Genomic DNA, 13,487 nt, shown 5'->3' with positions numbered 1-13,487 from the left:
CGTCCGGCTCAGTCGAGCGGGACGCCGAAGTCGCCCGCGATGCCGGCCAGGCCGGTGGTGTAGCCCTGGCCGACGGCACGGAACTTCCACTCCGAGTTGTACCGGTAGATCTCGGCGAACAGCATCGCCGTCTCCTGGGAGGCGTCCTCGGTGAGGTCGTAGCGGACGATCTCCTGCTGATCCTGGTCCATGACCCGGCAGAAGGCGTCGCGGACCTGGCCGAAGTTCTGGCGGCGGTTGTCGGCGTCGTGGATCGAGACGGCGATGACGATGCGTGAGACGTCGGGCTCCACAGCGCGGAGGTCGATCGTGATCTGCTCGTCGTCGCCGTCACCCTCGCCGGTGCGGTTGTCGCCCTGATGCACGACCGAGCCGTCGGGCGTCGACATCTGGTTGTAGAAGATGAAGTCCGCAGGGCTGCGGATCTTGCCGTTCTCGGCGACGAGGATGGCGGAGGCGTCGAGGTCGAACGCGACGCCGACGGTGGTGCGCGGGTCCCACCCGAGACCGACCGTGGCGATGGTCAGCCCTGGGCTGGTCTTCGTGAGCGAGAGGTTGTTGCCTTTGGAGAGGCTGAGGCCTGCCATGGGTGTGTTCCTTCGAGAGTGCTCGGTGATGTTCGAACCTCCATCCTGCCCTGTTCCGGCTGAGTTTGGAGTGGGTTGTGGAGGATCGCCGTCGGATGCCGGGTTGCTACGCTGCATCGACACCACTCGTCATCACCCCAGCGAATCAGGAACCCAAGCCATGCAGATCATCATCGTGCTCCTCGTCATCTGGGCGATCCTCTCCGTCGTCGGGTTCGCGTTGAAGGGCCTCTTCTGGCTCGGGGTCATCGGCATCGTCCTCATCATCGGCACGATCCTGTTCGGCGCCGTCCGGCGCGCTGCCAGCAAGCGCTAGAGAACAGATGTATCGAGAGCCGTACGACCTTCCGGACGAGAAGTTGGTGCTGCTGCCCGTCATCGAAGACATCGAGATCGCTCACCTGGTGCGCGAGCGCGCTGCCGTCGGCGGATCGGGGTCCCTGGCTGACGTCGCCCTCGGTCTCGGCCTCGATCCTGACGACTACCGCTGATGGCGCGTCCCTCAAACTGACTGCTCTCCTCCCGGGCTTTCAGCAAGACATCGACGCGCTCCCGGACCTCGCCACGAAGAAGATGGCGCTGGACATGCTCGTCCTCGTCCGGGACGGGAAGATCGCGGGCGTGAAGCTCGACTCGCGGGTCGGCACCGGGGGCCTGGGTGACTGTCGCAAGCTCTACTTCGACCCGGACGGATCCGGAAAGCCGAGGTACCGACTCGTCTACCGCTACACGCCGGATGAGATCCACGCCGTCGCCGTCGAGGCTGTCGCCGTCGAGGCTGTCGCCGTCGGGCGGCGTGCGAACCTCGACGCCTATCAGCGGGCCATCGTCAATCTCGGCCGGTGAAGGCCGAGCTTTGGCGCGGGTGAGCAGCTGCCGGTTCGCCAGCGCGTCTTCGTAGACGGCTCCGCAGTGCTGGTCATCCCGGGGACTGGCCTTGCCTCTGCCTCGGGCGCCGGTGCTGCAATGATGTGCAGTGGTGGCCGGCAGCTCGGAACAGGAGGGCACGCAAATGATGCGATTCGACTCGCCGGAAGCGCTCATCTCCGCATTGCTCGACCTCCGGGCGAAGGGCGAGCCGGAACGCGCCTGCGCGCTCGTCCGGGCCGCCCTGGCTGCGCACGGGCATCAGTTCGCTGAGGACAACTGGGAGACGTTCTTCGACCCGGAGGAGTCGTTCGCCAACGCGATGTACGACTGCGGCTACGCCCTGTGGGAACTCGCCTGGTCGGACCGGGACGACGTCGAACCGCAGGCGGCGCTCCTCGCTTTCGAAGCGTCCTCGGTCGCGGGGCTCGATCTCGCCGGGTTCGCCCTGGCGCAGTCGCTCGATTGGGTCGGTGATCCGAGAGCCGAAGCAGCGCTCCGTGACTTCGTATCCCGCCATCCTGATTGGGAGGATCCGAGGCTTTTCGGGATCCTTGGCGGCCTCATCGCGGACCGTTACGACGACGAGGAGCACATGGACGAGGCGCTCACCTATCTCGACCGTGTCGGGGACAGTGAGGACATCTGGATGTGTTGGCGCGCGTTGGCTATCGCGAAACTCGGTCATGTGGAGGATGCGATCGCTCTGCTGCAGGACCAGGTGAGAGCGAACGACCCGGACGCGTTGGCCGTGCTCGGGGACATCCATTGGTGGGCGGACGATGCGGAACGGGCGCAGGAAGCCTATCTCCGGGCGATGGCTGTCGGAGATGCCCACTCGGCGCGCAGCCTCGGCAACCTGCTCCACACACTCGGCGACGATGCCGCAGCAAGACAGGCCTACGAGATCGCGGCAGCGCGCGGCGACGGGTACGCGACCACGCTGCTGCGCGACCCCTCGTGGGAGCTCCCCGGCTGACGGCGGAAGGTCCGCGTCAGGGGCGTCCTCGGCGCTCGTAGCCGGCAGGAGACGGCGCCTCACGGCTCGTCGTCCCAGCGGACGGGCGTCGGTCCCCTCGACGACGCTGCACGCGCGAGCCTGTGTCGCCGACGGTTACGGGGTCTACCGCGGTAGCGCCGCGAACCGCTCCGTCTTGTCCGTCGGGCCGAGGACCAGGAGACGCTGGCCGGCGGTGAGGACCGTGTCGCCGGTCGCATAGGTCCACCGGTCGTCGTGTCGGACGGCGACGACGGTCACGCTGAACCGGTCGCGGATGCGCGCTGCGGTCAGCGTCTGCCCGACGACTTCTGCCGGAGCGGTCGTCTTGGCCATGACGAAGTCCTTCTCCACCGCGAGGAAGTCGAGCATCCCGCCGCCGCGGACGAGGTGCGCCACGCGACGGCCCATGTCCGACTCGGGGTAGACGACGTGCTCGACCCCGATCTGCTCCAGGATCAGGCCGTGCTGCTCGCTGACCGCCTTCGCCCAGATATGCGTCGTCCCGCGGCGCTTCAGGAGCGATGCAGTGAGGATGCTCGCCTGCAGGTCGGTGCCGATTGCGATGACGACGCGGTCGAACTCGTCGATGCCGAGCTGGTCGAACACGCCCTCGCGGGTGGTGTCGGCACGCACCACGTGGGTGAGGACGCCGTTCAGCGACTGGACGATGTCCTCGTCGGTGTCGATCCCGAGCACCTCCGTCCCCGATTCGGCGAGCTCGGTGGCCAGGGCCCTTCCGAACCGACCGAGGCCGATGACGACGACGGATTCCACGCCGCGCGGACGCTTGTTGCTGAACGGTCTAGCCAATGATCGGACGCTCCTTCGGGAGTTCATACAGGCGGGTCTCGGTCCGAAGCGCGAGCGCGGAACCGAGAGCGATGGGGCCGATGCGGCCGACGAACATGAGGACCACCAGGATCAGCTGCGCCGCGACCGGGAGGGACGCGGTGATGCCGGTGGAGAGTCCGACCGTCGCGTACGCGGAGATGACCTCGAACAGGACGCGGTCGAGGCTGTAGTCGGTCATCAGCATGATCGCGGCCGTTGCGCCGACGACGAGGCCGACGGACAGGAGCGCGACGGTGATGGCCTCCCGGTGCGTTGACCGCGGGAGACGCTTGCCGAACATGTTCACCGCCGCACCGCCGCGCAGCTCGGTCACGATGATGAAGAACAGCACCGCGAACGTGGTGATCTTCAGTCCACCGGCGGTGCTCGCCGGGCCACCCCCGATGAACATGAGGATGTCGGTGACGAGCCACGTCACCGGGTGCATCTGGCTCACGTCGAGGTTGTTGAACCCGGCGGTGCGGGGGAGGACGCCGGCGGTGAACCCCGCGAGCAATCGGTCCGCCGGGGCGAGCGCGCCGAGCGTCGCCGGGTTCGACCACTCCAGTGCGGTGATGAAGCCGCAGCCGACGACGAGGAGGATCAGGGTGCCGACGACGACGGTCATGGTGTTCAGCGTCCACCGCGAGGGCGTCCTGAACCGGCGGCGCAGCTCCAGGATCACACCGAAGCCGAGCCCGCCGAGGATGACCGCCGCGCAGATCGTCAGGGAGATCCACGGGTCGGTCGCGTACCCCATGATGCTGTCGCTGAACAGGGCGAAGCCGGCGTTGTTGAAGGCCGACACCGCATGGAACACGCCGAACCAGATCGCGTCGCCTGGCGCCCAGCCGTAGCCGATCATCCACCGCAGGGCGAGGATGGCGGCGCAGAGGACCTCGACCCCGAGCGCGATGAGGATGACGCCGCGCAGGACCCGGCGGACGTCGCCGATCGCGAGCGTGTGGGTCTCGCTGACCGCGGTGAGCCGCGTCCGCAGGCCGAGCCGCCGGGCTACGAGCAGGCCGAGGAGCGTAGCGAACGACATCACCCCGATGCCGCCGATCTGGATGAGCGTGAGGATGACAGCGTGCCCGAACGGCGTCCAGAACACCGGGGTGTCGACGATGATGTGGCCGGTGACGCAGATGGCGCTCGTCGCGGTGAACAGCGCCTCGATGAGGTTCGCGCCGCCCGGGCCGGTCTTCGAGATCGGCAGCATCAGGAGCAGGGTGCCGATGAGGGTCGCGGCTCCGAACGCGATGGAGATGATCTGGACCGGGCGTGCGGCGGCCAGCTGCCCACGACGACGGGCTCTGCCGCTCGCCGACCTCGATCCGTCTCTCGCCACCCGAGAACCATAGCGGCCCGGCGTGGACGGTCGGCGGTGCTCGTCCACGAAGGCGTCCACCGCGGGACAATGAGCCATGCAGACGCGCACGAAGGTCCTCAATCGACTGGCCCTCGCTCGGGAGACATCCACGATCGTGAAGTTGAACCGGATGTCCGCCCCATACGAGACCCTCGAGGGGTTCGTCGTCGCCATCGGTCGCAAGTGGGTGCTCGTCGCACCGATTGCTTCAGGCGGGTTCTTCGACGGCTATGCGGTCATCCGCGTCCGCGAGATCGCCCGCGTTCGGTTCGACCGATCGTTCCAACGTCGTTTCTCCGAAACTCGACCCGAGTGGCCCGTGAATCCTCCGCCCGGTCGGCCGATGCCCGATCTGGACTCGACCCGCGGCATGTTGCGGTCGTTCCTCGCGAAGGGAGTCCTCTGCGCCATCGAACGCCGGAACAAACCCGACCTCATGTGGGTCGGTGTGCCCGACCAACTGAGACGTCACTGGTTGTATCTGCTCGAGGTCCGATCGGATGCGACGTGGCACGCCGGCCCGTTGGGCTATCGACTCCGAACCATCACCCTCGTCCGCATGGGCGACCAGTACTTGCGTGCGCTGGCCGCTGTGGCTGGGCTCGCGCCCGTCGAAGCCGGCTCGTCCTGGTGATCTCCTCCCGAGCCGGGGTGACCGGACCGGACGAGAGCGATCAGATGGTCCTCAGGTGGGTGGTTCCCGGTCCGCGCCGAGGCACGCGTGCCGGCCCGCCTCACGGCTCGTCGTCCCAGGGGACCGGTGTCGTCGTGCCCGACTGCACGTCGCTGCGGAGGATCGCGTAGGCGACCGAGGCGAGCGGCAGCCCGCCGGACACGGGCCAGCCCTCGCGGTAGTGGGCCTCCTTCACCCAGCCGGCCCGACGGAAGGCACGACGCATGGCGACGTTGTCCTCGCGGGTTTGCCCTTCGAGCTTGCGAACCGACGGGAACCGCCCGAACACCTCGGTGACGATGACCGGCAGCACCGCCGAGCCGATCCCGCGCCCTCGCGCGTCCTTGGCGAGCCGCAGGTCGATCAACGCCGCGTCGTCCTCCAGGTCCTCGAGGGTGACGACTCCCACCACCTCACCGTCTGCGAGTACCCAACATCCGAAGGCGCCGGGCCCGTCGACGACGCCGGCCACCAGGCGTGCACGCGCATCCTCAGCTGTCGGTCGCGGCCGCACGTGGAAGGGGAACTCGTGAGTGCTCAAGAACTCGACGAACGCGTCGTCGTCCCGAGGGCGCTCGATGGGTTGCAGGCTCAGCTGTGACATCAGCCCAGTATCGCAAGGTCGCCACGGCGCGTGCCCGACCGGAAGCAAGGTGCCGGAGGCGCCCGGCTAGCCACAGAGCGCAACGGGCCACGCGACACCCGGCTCCGTGATTACGCTGATGCCCGACAGGACCCTTTCGCCCTGTCGGGGTTCCCGGCCGGCTTCCCCTCGATTCCGGCCGGGACCCACTTCACCGCCAGGCGGACGTCAGGGTCAGTCGGCGTGTTCGGCGCACGGAGCGAGCAACCCACTCGCGCCGCTCGATGGCGTACGGTTGCCGTTCGCGCACCATGACCTCATTGAGGACATCACGATGGAAAGCAGCACTCTCACCCTCGGCGGGCTCGTCTACGACCTCGACCCGAGCACGATCATCACCACCCTGAAGGACACGATGGAGCGCACCGCGCTGTCCGGGGGCGGTTTCGTCGACCTCGACGTCGTCGGCGAGGACTTCGCGAGCGTCTTCGTGAGCCCTGGGACGTCGATCTCCTTCACGACCAACGACGTGTCCGAGTTGCCGCAGGTCGAGCTCAGTCCTGCGGAAGCGGTCGACTGGGAGCTGGGCTTCTACGGCCTCTGATCCAGCGGGGTGGTCGTGCCCGGTCGATCGTCGGACGGTGGAGTCCTCAGCCCGCGTTCGCCCGCAGGTAGGTCTCCAGGTCCATCGGTGGAACACCGGTGACGTCCTCGATCGACGGGCTCACCTCGGCCATCACGCCACTGCCGATGGCCGTGTACGTGCTCACCCAGGCGTCGACCTCCCAGTCGGGTGCGCCGTAGGAGGCTCGCGACGTGTATGCCTCCTCGATGGTCTCGTCGTGGAAGGTGACCTCGCGATGGCGGACGCGACCGATCGTGGCGGCGACGTCGGCCATCGAGAGCGCCTCCGGTCCGGTGAGGTCGTAGGTGCGACCGGCGTGGGACGCCGGGTCGACGAGGATCGCCGCGGCGGTCCGTGCGATGTCGGCGCGGGCGACGAAGGACGCGCGACCGTCCCCGGCCGGCCCGCGGATGACGCCGTCCTCACCCACGAGGGCCTCCATGAAGTCGAGGTAGAAGCCGTCGCGGAGGAACGTCCACCGCATGCCCGACGCTCGGATGTGCTCTTCGGTCGCATGGTGGTCGCGCGCCAGCGTGAAGACGGCATCCGGTGCCGCCGCAGCGAACGAGGTGTACACCAGGTGCTGCACGCCGGCGGCGGAGGCCGCATCGATGAACGACCGGTGCTGGTCGACCCGGTCGGCGCTCTCGGCCCCCGACACCATGAACAGGGTGTCGACGCCCTCGAGGGCTGCGCGGGCCGCCGCCTGGTCGGTGTAGCTGAACCGGTGCACGGTGCTGAGTGGGTGCTGCGGTGCGGTCGCGGGCGTGCGTACCAGCAGGCGTTGTGGGATCCCGCGGGCGGCGAGGTCGTGCGCCACCAGGCCGCCGAGGACGCCGGTCGATCCGGTGACGGCGATGGGTCGGGGTGTGCTCGGGCTCACAGGGTTCCTCTCATCGGGCTCAGGGGCGGACGCGGACGCTGCGCCCCTCGAGGGAGACGACGTCGTCGAGCTGCAACTGCCGGCCGCGTCGGCGATCGATCTCGCCGTTCACCTTCACTGCGCCGTCGGCGATCGCCGCCTTCACGTCTCCGCCGGAGTCGAGTAGGCCTGCGAACTTCAGGAACTGCCCGAGTCGGATGCCCTCGCCGCCGATCGGGACGTCGGTGATCTGTGTCGGGTTCGTCATCCCCGAATGCTAACAAGGATGCGGTGGCTGGACCGGGGGACAGGATGTGGCTGTACCCTCAGCGGTACCGGGTCACCGTGACTCGCAAAGGAGCACCATCATGGGCGAGAAGTCCGCACGGAAAGAAGGCGGCAAGACCGCACCGGCGAAGACGCTGAAGGAGAAGCGCACCGCCAAGGCCGACAAGAAGGCCGGCAATGCGCGTTCGGAGAACACCGACGCAGTCACGCGGGTCAAGAACCGCTAGTCCTGATCAGCGGCCCATCGTGGTCGGTGATGCGCTCAGGCGTCTGTCCCCTCACGGAGACGGGCGCCTGTTCTGGTCTTCGCCGTCAGTGCCGCGATCCGCCCAGTGCCGCGATCCGCCCAGGTGTCGACGTCCACGGGCCGACGGTGGGGAGCAGTCCCCATTGAGCGGTCGTCGTGGCGTGCCCCAAGCTGGACCCTGAGAGCAACAACCATCGATCAGGGGGAGCATCACCATGGGGCACACATTCCGGCAGCGAATCATCCGCACCTCGGCAGCAGCCCTGGCCGTTCCGGCACTGCTGCTCCTGAGCGCGTGCGGGAGCTCGGGCGGCGAGATCGGCGATGAAGTCCGAATCTCCGAAGGGATGATGACGGTCACGGGGATTGAGCAGCGGACCGCGGAGGACGTCGCCGCGCTCGAACTCGACGAGCTCGCCGGCCAGACGCCGTACTTCGTGACGTACGAGGTGGCCTTCAACGACGGCTCGGACGGCGACCTCAACGAGAACTTCTGGAAGGCCAAGGCGTCGAACGGAGAGGCGTCGCCCATCAACGTCCTCAACTTCGGTGGGGATTTCGACTGCACCGGTCTCGGCGAGGTGTCCGACGGCAAGGCGGAAGGGTGTCAGCTCATCATGGTGCCGGAGGGCGCGACGCTCGAGTCGGTCTCCTTCGGCGGAGCGGGCACGTGGCGCGCGCCGAAGGCGGAGTGACGCCGAGGCGCTGACCACTCACGCGCGGGCAGGGCATCCCGCTATCGTCGTGAGATGTCCGACCTCAGCCCCGGCGACGACGCGCTCGAGCTCGCCCGCCTGCTCATCTCGACCGACTCCGTCAGTCCGAGCCTCGTCCCAGGGGCTCCCGGAGAAGGACGGATCGCGGCGGTGATCGCCCAGCGACTCGAGGGAGCCGGCTTCGTGGTCGACCTCGTTCCCGCGCCGGAGGACGCGCAACGCGTCAGCGTCGTGGCCGTGCACGCGGGATCGCAGCCGGGTCCGACGGTCGTGTTCAACGGCCACCTCGACACTGTCGGGGTCGAGGGCATGGTCGACCCCTTCACCCCGCGGATCGCAGACGGCAAGCTCTTCGGACGCGGCGCCAGCGACATGAAGGCCGGCCTCGCAGGACTGATCGTCGCCGCGGAGCGACTCGCAGCGGCCGACCACCCCGGCACCGTCGTCTTCACGGGTGTCGCCGACGAAGAGGACGCGAGCGTGGGGGCCGCAGCCGTCCTCCGACACCTCGCCGATCGCGGGGTGACGGCGGACGTGTGCCTCATCGCCGAGCCCACCTGGCTGGACCGCGTAGCGGCGCACCGGGGGTACGCGGTCGTCGAGGTCACGCTGCAGGGGACGGCCGCGCACTCGTCCCAGCCCGGTCTGGCCGTCGATGCGATCCGCGCCCTCGGTGCGCTGCTGCAGGAGGTGGAGCGGGCCGACGACGAACTCCATCGGCGACCGGCGCACCCGTTGCTCGACCACGGTTCGTTCACCACGACGGTCGCCAGGGCAGGGAACGCTCCGTTCACGATCGCCGCCGACGCGACCCTCGTCATCGAGCGACGCACTCTGCCGGGTGAACGCGCGGAGGACGCCCTCGTCGAGGTCCAGGCGATGCTCGACGCGGTCGCCGCCCGGATGCCTGGTCTCCGCACGGGCGCTCGGCTGACCCATCAGCGCGAGGCCTGGGAGGCCGACGAGCAGGGGGCGGCTGCGCGGTTCGCCGACTCCCTGGCTGCCGAGCTCTCCCGGGACGCCGAGGCCGTACCGGCGGCGGTCGGAGCGCCGTACTGGATGGAGTCGGCGCTCTGGCAGGCGGCGGGGATCCCGACCGTCGTGTGCGGCCCCGCCGGCGGCGGACTGCACGCGGCGGAGGAGTGGGTCGACCTCGACCAGCTCCGGCGGTTCCCTGAAGCGGTCATCGCCGCGACGATCGATGCGCTGTCCGGATCGAGCGAGGCGTGACGCCCGGTGGGCCTGACCGCATCGCGGTGATCGGGCCGGGCGCGATCGGAACCGTGGTCGCCGCAGCGCTCCACGAACAGGGACGGACGCCGTTCATCGCGGGGCGGTCGAAGCGGCCGGAACTCCAGCTCCAGGTCGACGACGGGACGGTGACGGTCCCCGGCCCGGTCCACACCGATCCGGCGGAGTCTCCGGGCACCGCGGACCTCGTCTTCCTGGCGGTCAAGGCGACCCAGACGGCTGCCGCTGCCGACTGGCTCGCCGCGTTGTGCGGCCCGGACACGGTCGTGTGCGTCCTGCAGAACGGTGTCGAGCAACGCGAGATGGTGGAGCCACTCGTCCGGGAGGGAACGGTCGTCCCCGCGGTCGTGTGGTTCCCGGCCACCCGTGAGCCCGGCGGACCGGTCACCCTGTTGAGCCCGCCGCGCCTGTCCCTACCGGAGGCACCCGGTGCCCTCGTGGTCGAGGACGCGTTGCGAGGCTCCCGCTGCGCCGTCGAGGTCTCGACCGACTTCACGACCCTCGCCTGGCGGAAGCTGCTGCAGAATGCCGCCGCCGGACTCATGGCGTTGACCGGACGCCGATCCGGCATGTACCGGCGCGACGACATCGGCCGCTTGATGCTCGGCTACCTCGAGGAATGTGCCGCCGTTGCGCGCGCGGAGGGTGCGCGGTTGACCGACGACGAACCTCGGCGGCTCCTCGACCAGTTCCGTGCCGCTCCGGTCGACCGCGGGACCTCGATCCTCGCCGACCGCGAACAGGGGCGACCGCTCGAATGGGACGTCCGCAACGCGGTGATCCAGCGGCGGGGGAGCGCGCACGGCATCCCCACGCCGATCAGCGACGTCGTCGTGCCGTTGCTCGCCGCGGGGAGCGATGGGCCGGGCTGAGCGACGACAGCATCGCGACCGAGCCTGGCGATAGGCTCGAAGGCATGCTTCGTCTGATCGCCTTCGCGGCTCTCGGTGCTCTCGTCGGCGGGGTGATCGTGATCGCCGTCGGTCCTTCCACCGTCGGGTACACGGTGGCCGGCATCGCACTCCCCGTCTTCATCATCGCCACGGTGCTCACGCTCATCGCCCGGTCGGTGGGGAACGCCGTCGGGGCTTCTCCGGAGGCCGTGCAGCAGGCCAAAGACGCCCGCCGGCTCGGGGTCGCACGCATCGACGCGCTCCGTCAGACCGGCACGCAGATCAACGACCAGCCCCTGTGCGAGCTCGACCTGACCGTTCAACCGCTGCAGGGATCGGCCTTCGCGAGCACCATGCGCACCATCGTCCCACTGACCGCCATCCCGATGTTCCAGCCCGGCACGGAGCGCGATGTCGCCATCCTGCTCGACGGTGGACCGGAGGTCGCGTTCATCGACGAAGGTGAGCTCTCACCGGCGGAACGGGCGCGTCTGCGCGTGCCTGGGCGTGGGTCCGTCCCGTTCATCCCGGTCGAGCCGCACCAGCGCATCGTCGACGGACGGCGACGCGGACCGTTGCTCGGCGTCGGCCGGGCCGGTCGTCCCGGCCGCATCGCCCTCTTCACGGTCGTGGCGGTCGCCGCAGCGGCCATCGTGGTCGTGCCGTACCACCGGGCGGTCGGACAGTCGTTCGCCGCCATGCAGGATGGACGACTCCGACCGGATCTGCGCCGACCGGAAGCGCTCGCCGACGCTCAACGGGCGCTCGAGGAGGCGATCGGTCACGACCGCGTGGCCTCCATCACGGTGGCGGCCGACTTCATCATCGTCGAGGCTCCACGTTCCGCTGGTGACACGAAGACCGACCGCTGGACCTACCGGGACGGAGCCGTCACCCACGACGGCGCGGCGACCACGCAGCCCGAGTCGACGGCCGAGCAGTTCTCCTGGACGGACGTCGCGCTCGACCGCGTCTGGACGCTCATGCAGGACGGTGCCGAGCAGGTCGACCGGCCCGTCGGCGACGCCCTCGCCTACGTGGTCCGCGCGACCGACGACGACGTCCACAGTCCCGCCTTCGGCCGCCCGGCCGGGCCGCCGGAGATCATGTTCAGTGTCGGCGACGACTACGGCACCACCTCGTTCGTCGCTGACGCGGACGGCTCGGGCCTCACTGCGCGGTGACCGGGCATACTGGCTCCATGAACGGCGCACCGCAGTCCTTCCCGCCACTCGTCGTCGGCTCGGATCCGAAGCGCACCGAACGGGTGACCCGCCCGGCCTTCGTGCTCACGCTGATCGGAGCGGCGTTGGTCCCGGTGCTCGGGATGCTCCTCGCCGTGCTGACGACTACCACCGGCGGATTCGCCCTCGGCATGCTGGCCGGGCTGTCCTTCAGTGTGATCTCGTGGCTCATGCTGTTCGCCGTGGTCCAGTTCGCGACGGTCCGTGGAGCGCAGACGGTCGCCCGAACGGTGTTGACACTCGACGCCGACGGCCTCAGTGGCAGCATCCAGCAGGGCGAGGTCCATCTCCCGTGGGGTGCGATCGAACGCCTGTCGGTGCGCTCGCGCGGCCGGTGGCGGATCCTGACCTTCCACCTCGTGCCCGGTCTCACCACGCAGTCACCGGGCGTCTCGACGACCCTCCCGTCAAGGTCCTTCGCCGCGCTCGGCAAGCTCGGGTTCCAGGTCGGCGAGGTGGCGATCGACACACCGCTCGAGACCGTCCTCGCCGCGGCCGGCGCATTCACGGGCGGTCGCCTGCGCTGAGTCCTGGCGCAGGACCGCTCAGATCCGACCGTCCTGCTCGTCGTCGAATCGGTTCCGTGCCGCTTCGATCGCGGGAAGGTGCTCGCCTGCCCAGGCCAGGATCGCCTCGACGGGTGGTCGCAGCGTCTTGCCGAGTGGCGTGATCCGGTATTCGACCGCGACAGGCCTGGTACTGAGCACGATCCGCTCGACCACGCCGTTCCGCTCGAGTCGCCGAAGCGTCGAGGTGAGCGATTTCTGTGTGACCGACGGGATCAGGCGTCTGAGTCCGCTGAATCGCAGGGGGCGCTCGCAGAGCTCGTTCAGCACCTGGAGCGACCACTTGTCGAGCACCTGGTCGAGCAGTTCGCGGTGGGGCGCGTCGATCTCGAACCGGCTCGACGCGGAGTGGGTGGTATCCGTCACGCTACCCAGTCTCGTTGAAGTGCCTTCCCGACACCAGGTAGTCCTGAGATACCGAACAGATCGAAGGAGTCCCCGATGACCGTCCGTCTCACCTCACCCGACAGCCTGATGCAGCCCGTCCCCTACCACCACGTCGCCGTGGGGAGCGGGACCCGTCATGTCCACGTGTCCGGGCAGATCGCCCGCACCGCAGATGCCGCTCCGATAGCTCCGGGCGACCTGGCAGGTCAGGTCGCGCAGGCGTTGCGCAACACCCACGCCGGACTCGTCAGCGCCGGTGCCGGTTTCCAGGATGTCCTCCGGTTGACGTTCTACGTCACCGACTGGGCACCGGAGAAGATCGAGGCCTTCATGGCCGGTGTCGGTGCGGTCGCCGAGGAGATCGGGCTGCCGGTCCCCATGCCGCCGGCATCACTCATCGGCGTCGACTACCTCTTCGAGCCGGACGTGCTCGTCGAGGTCGAGGCGACGGCCATCCTCGACTGAGGTGCCTGCTCGTCTGGCACGATCGAGGAC

General features: G+C 68.9%; 20 protein-coding genes. 13 read left to right on the top strand and 7 right to left on the bottom strand.

The genetic code is table 11. The annotated features are described in order from the left end of the window. Positions 1-8 precede the first annotated feature (8 nt). Complete coding sequence (locus B9Y95_RS12555; protein WP_085512164.1) at positions 9-587, bottom strand: TerD family protein; 579 nt, start codon at positions 585-587, stop codon at positions 9-11. 160 nt (positions 588-747) lie between these two features. Between B9Y95_RS12555 and B9Y95_RS20875 the strand changes: the two genes are divergently transcribed. From B9Y95_RS20875 to B9Y95_RS12545, 4 genes are all read left to right on the top strand, one after another. Next, the gene (locus tag B9Y95_RS20875; protein WP_170169550.1) at positions 748-903 is read left to right on the top strand and encodes a hypothetical protein; all 156 of its coding nucleotides are present in this window, start codon (positions 748-750) and stop codon (positions 901-903) included. A gap of 7 nt (positions 904-910) precedes the next feature. Beyond that, positions 911-1,078: a hypothetical protein gene (locus B9Y95_RS20695; RefSeq protein WP_159453400.1), complete on the top strand. Its 168-nt coding sequence runs from the start codon at positions 911-913 to the stop codon at positions 1,076-1,078. A gap of 82 nt (positions 1,079-1,160) precedes the next feature. Then, positions 1,161-1,433, top strand: a complete 273-nt coding sequence (locus B9Y95_RS12550; protein ID WP_085512163.1) for a hypothetical protein — start codon at positions 1,161-1,163, stop codon at positions 1,431-1,433. Positions 1,434-1,599: 166 nt separating this feature from the next. Next, entirely contained in the window at positions 1,600-2,433 is an 834-nt protein-coding gene (locus B9Y95_RS12545) for a tetratricopeptide repeat protein (protein WP_085512162.1), read from the top strand. Between the two features lie 144 nt (positions 2,434-2,577). Here B9Y95_RS12545 and B9Y95_RS12540 read toward each other — a convergent pair whose 3' ends face one another. After that, positions 2,578-3,264 (bottom strand): potassium channel family protein, encoded by a 687-nt coding sequence (locus B9Y95_RS12540; RefSeq protein WP_234994097.1) that lies wholly within the window; start codon positions 3,262-3,264, stop codon positions 2,578-2,580. Then, positions 3,257-4,636 carry a TrkH family potassium uptake protein gene (locus B9Y95_RS12535; RefSeq protein ID WP_234994096.1) on the bottom strand — a complete coding sequence of 460 codons (1,380 nt, stop codon included), beginning with the start codon at positions 4,634-4,636 and terminating at the stop codon, positions 3,257-3,259. The genes B9Y95_RS12540 and B9Y95_RS12535 overlap by 8 nt, the downstream gene beginning before the upstream one ends. A gap of 76 nt (positions 4,637-4,712) precedes the next feature. Here B9Y95_RS12535 and B9Y95_RS12530 point away from each other — a divergent pair, with 76 nt between their 5' ends. Further along, the gene (locus B9Y95_RS12530; RefSeq protein WP_085512159.1) at positions 4,713-5,291 is read left to right on the top strand and encodes a hypothetical protein; all 579 of its coding nucleotides are present in this window, start codon (positions 4,713-4,715) and stop codon (positions 5,289-5,291) included. A 100-nt stretch (positions 5,292-5,391) separates the two neighbouring features. On the opposite strand, the gene B9Y95_RS12525 is transcribed toward B9Y95_RS12530, so the two are convergent. Further along, positions 5,392-5,934 carry a GNAT family N-acetyltransferase gene (locus B9Y95_RS12525; protein WP_085512158.1) on the bottom strand — a complete coding sequence of 181 codons (543 nt, stop codon included), beginning with the start codon at positions 5,932-5,934 and terminating at the stop codon, positions 5,392-5,394. A gap of 313 nt (positions 5,935-6,247) precedes the next feature. Here B9Y95_RS12525 and B9Y95_RS12520 point away from each other — a divergent pair, with 313 nt between their 5' ends. Continuing rightward, on the top strand, positions 6,248-6,517 hold the full coding sequence (locus B9Y95_RS12520) for a hypothetical protein (protein ID WP_143736466.1): 270 nt from the start codon (positions 6,248-6,250) through the stop codon (positions 6,515-6,517). A 46-nt stretch (positions 6,518-6,563) separates the two neighbouring features. On the opposite strand, the gene B9Y95_RS12515 is transcribed toward B9Y95_RS12520, so the two are convergent. Next, entirely contained in the window at positions 6,564-7,421 is an 858-nt protein-coding gene (locus B9Y95_RS12515; RefSeq protein WP_085512156.1) for an SDR family oxidoreductase, read from the bottom strand. 19 nt (positions 7,422-7,440) lie between these two features. Then, positions 7,441-7,668: an RNA-binding S4 domain-containing protein gene (locus B9Y95_RS12510; protein ID WP_085512155.1), complete on the bottom strand. Its 228-nt coding sequence runs from the start codon at positions 7,666-7,668 to the stop codon at positions 7,441-7,443. 100 nt (positions 7,669-7,768) lie between these two features. Between B9Y95_RS12510 and B9Y95_RS20870 the strand changes: the two genes are divergently transcribed. The 6 genes from B9Y95_RS20870 to B9Y95_RS12485 all read left to right on the top strand — a co-directional run bounded on the left by B9Y95_RS20870 (position 7,769) and on the right by B9Y95_RS12485 (position 12,566). Next, on the top strand, positions 7,769-7,915 hold the full coding sequence (locus B9Y95_RS20870; protein WP_157579891.1) for a hypothetical protein: 147 nt from the start codon (positions 7,769-7,771) through the stop codon (positions 7,913-7,915). A gap of 235 nt (positions 7,916-8,150) precedes the next feature. Next, on the top strand, positions 8,151-8,630 hold the full coding sequence (locus B9Y95_RS12505) for a hypothetical protein (RefSeq protein WP_085512154.1): 480 nt from the start codon (positions 8,151-8,153) through the stop codon (positions 8,628-8,630). A gap of 54 nt (positions 8,631-8,684) precedes the next feature. Next, positions 8,685-9,881, top strand: coding sequence for a M20/M25/M40 family metallo-hydrolase (locus B9Y95_RS12500; RefSeq protein ID WP_085512153.1), 1,197 nt, complete (start codon positions 8,685-8,687; stop codon positions 9,879-9,881). After that, positions 9,878-10,774 carry an oxidoreductase gene (locus B9Y95_RS12495; protein WP_234994095.1) on the top strand — a complete coding sequence of 299 codons (897 nt, stop codon included), beginning with the start codon at positions 9,878-9,880 and terminating at the stop codon, positions 10,772-10,774. The genes B9Y95_RS12500 and B9Y95_RS12495 overlap by 4 nt, the downstream gene beginning before the upstream one ends. 44 nt (positions 10,775-10,818) lie before the next feature. Further along, positions 10,819-11,979: a hypothetical protein gene (locus B9Y95_RS12490; protein ID WP_085512152.1), complete on the top strand. Its 1,161-nt coding sequence runs from the start codon at positions 10,819-10,821 to the stop codon at positions 11,977-11,979. Positions 11,980-11,996: 17 nt separating this feature from the next. Then, entirely contained in the window at positions 11,997-12,566 is a 570-nt protein-coding gene (locus B9Y95_RS12485) for a hypothetical protein (RefSeq protein ID WP_085512151.1), read from the top strand. Between the two features lie 18 nt (positions 12,567-12,584). Here the strand turns inward: B9Y95_RS12485 and B9Y95_RS12480 are convergent, their stop codons facing one another. After that, a complete protein-coding gene (locus B9Y95_RS12480; protein ID WP_085512150.1) occupies positions 12,585-12,971 on the bottom strand; it encodes a winged helix-turn-helix transcriptional regulator in 387 nt (128 codons plus the stop codon). Between the two features lie 75 nt (positions 12,972-13,046). Here B9Y95_RS12480 and B9Y95_RS12475 point away from each other — a divergent pair, with 75 nt between their 5' ends. Beyond that, complete coding sequence (locus B9Y95_RS12475) at positions 13,047-13,457, top strand: RidA family protein (protein ID WP_085512149.1); 411 nt, start codon at positions 13,047-13,049, stop codon at positions 13,455-13,457. Positions 13,458-13,487 lie beyond the last annotated feature (30 nt).

The sequence above is a fragment of the Plantibacter flavus genome, assembly GCF_900177615.1.
GTDB lineage: Bacteria > Actinomycetota > Actinomycetes > Actinomycetales > Microbacteriaceae > Plantibacter > Plantibacter flavus.
Note: the sequence above shows the minus strand (reverse complement) of the source record. Positions and strands in the feature narration are given on the sequence as shown.

Excerpts from the sequence above, each read along its gene's own strand:
- B9Y95_RS12505 (WP_085512154.1), top strand. The coding sequence starts at position 8,151 with ATGGGGCACACATTCCGGCAGCGAATCATCCGCACCTCGGCAGCAGCC.
- B9Y95_RS12555 (WP_085512164.1), bottom strand. The coding sequence starts at position 587 with ATGGCAGGCCTCAGCCTCTCCAAAGGCAACAACCTCTCGCTCACGAAG.
- B9Y95_RS20695 (WP_159453400.1), top strand. The coding sequence starts at position 911 with ATGTATCGAGAGCCGTACGACCTTCCGGACGAGAAGTTGGTGCTGCTG.
- B9Y95_RS20875 (WP_170169550.1), top strand. The coding sequence starts at position 748 with ATGCAGATCATCATCGTGCTCCTCGTCATCTGGGCGATCCTCTCCGTC.
- B9Y95_RS12500 (WP_085512153.1), top strand. The coding sequence starts at position 8,685 with ATGTCCGACCTCAGCCCCGGCGACGACGCGCTCGAGCTCGCCCGCCTG.
- B9Y95_RS12510 (WP_085512155.1), bottom strand. The coding sequence starts at position 7,668 with ATGACGAACCCGACACAGATCACCGACGTCCCGATCGGCGGCGAGGGC.
- B9Y95_RS12545 (WP_085512162.1), top strand. The coding sequence starts at position 1,600 with ATGATGCGATTCGACTCGCCGGAAGCGCTCATCTCCGCATTGCTCGAC.
- B9Y95_RS12525 (WP_085512158.1), bottom strand. The coding sequence starts at position 5,934 with ATGTCACAGCTGAGCCTGCAACCCATCGAGCGCCCTCGGGACGACGAC.
- B9Y95_RS12485 (WP_085512151.1), top strand. The coding sequence starts at position 11,997 with ATGAACGGCGCACCGCAGTCCTTCCCGCCACTCGTCGTCGGCTCGGAT.
- B9Y95_RS12550 (WP_085512163.1), top strand. The coding sequence starts at position 1,161 with ATGGCGCTGGACATGCTCGTCCTCGTCCGGGACGGGAAGATCGCGGGC.
- B9Y95_RS20870 (WP_157579891.1), top strand. The coding sequence starts at position 7,769 with ATGGGCGAGAAGTCCGCACGGAAAGAAGGCGGCAAGACCGCACCGGCG.
- B9Y95_RS12530 (WP_085512159.1), top strand. The coding sequence starts at position 4,713 with ATGCAGACGCGCACGAAGGTCCTCAATCGACTGGCCCTCGCTCGGGAG.
- B9Y95_RS12475 (WP_085512149.1), top strand. The coding sequence starts at position 13,047 with ATGACCGTCCGTCTCACCTCACCCGACAGCCTGATGCAGCCCGTCCCC.
- B9Y95_RS12520 (WP_143736466.1), top strand. The coding sequence starts at position 6,248 with ATGGAAAGCAGCACTCTCACCCTCGGCGGGCTCGTCTACGACCTCGAC.
- B9Y95_RS12490 (WP_085512152.1), top strand. The coding sequence starts at position 10,819 with ATGCTTCGTCTGATCGCCTTCGCGGCTCTCGGTGCTCTCGTCGGCGGG.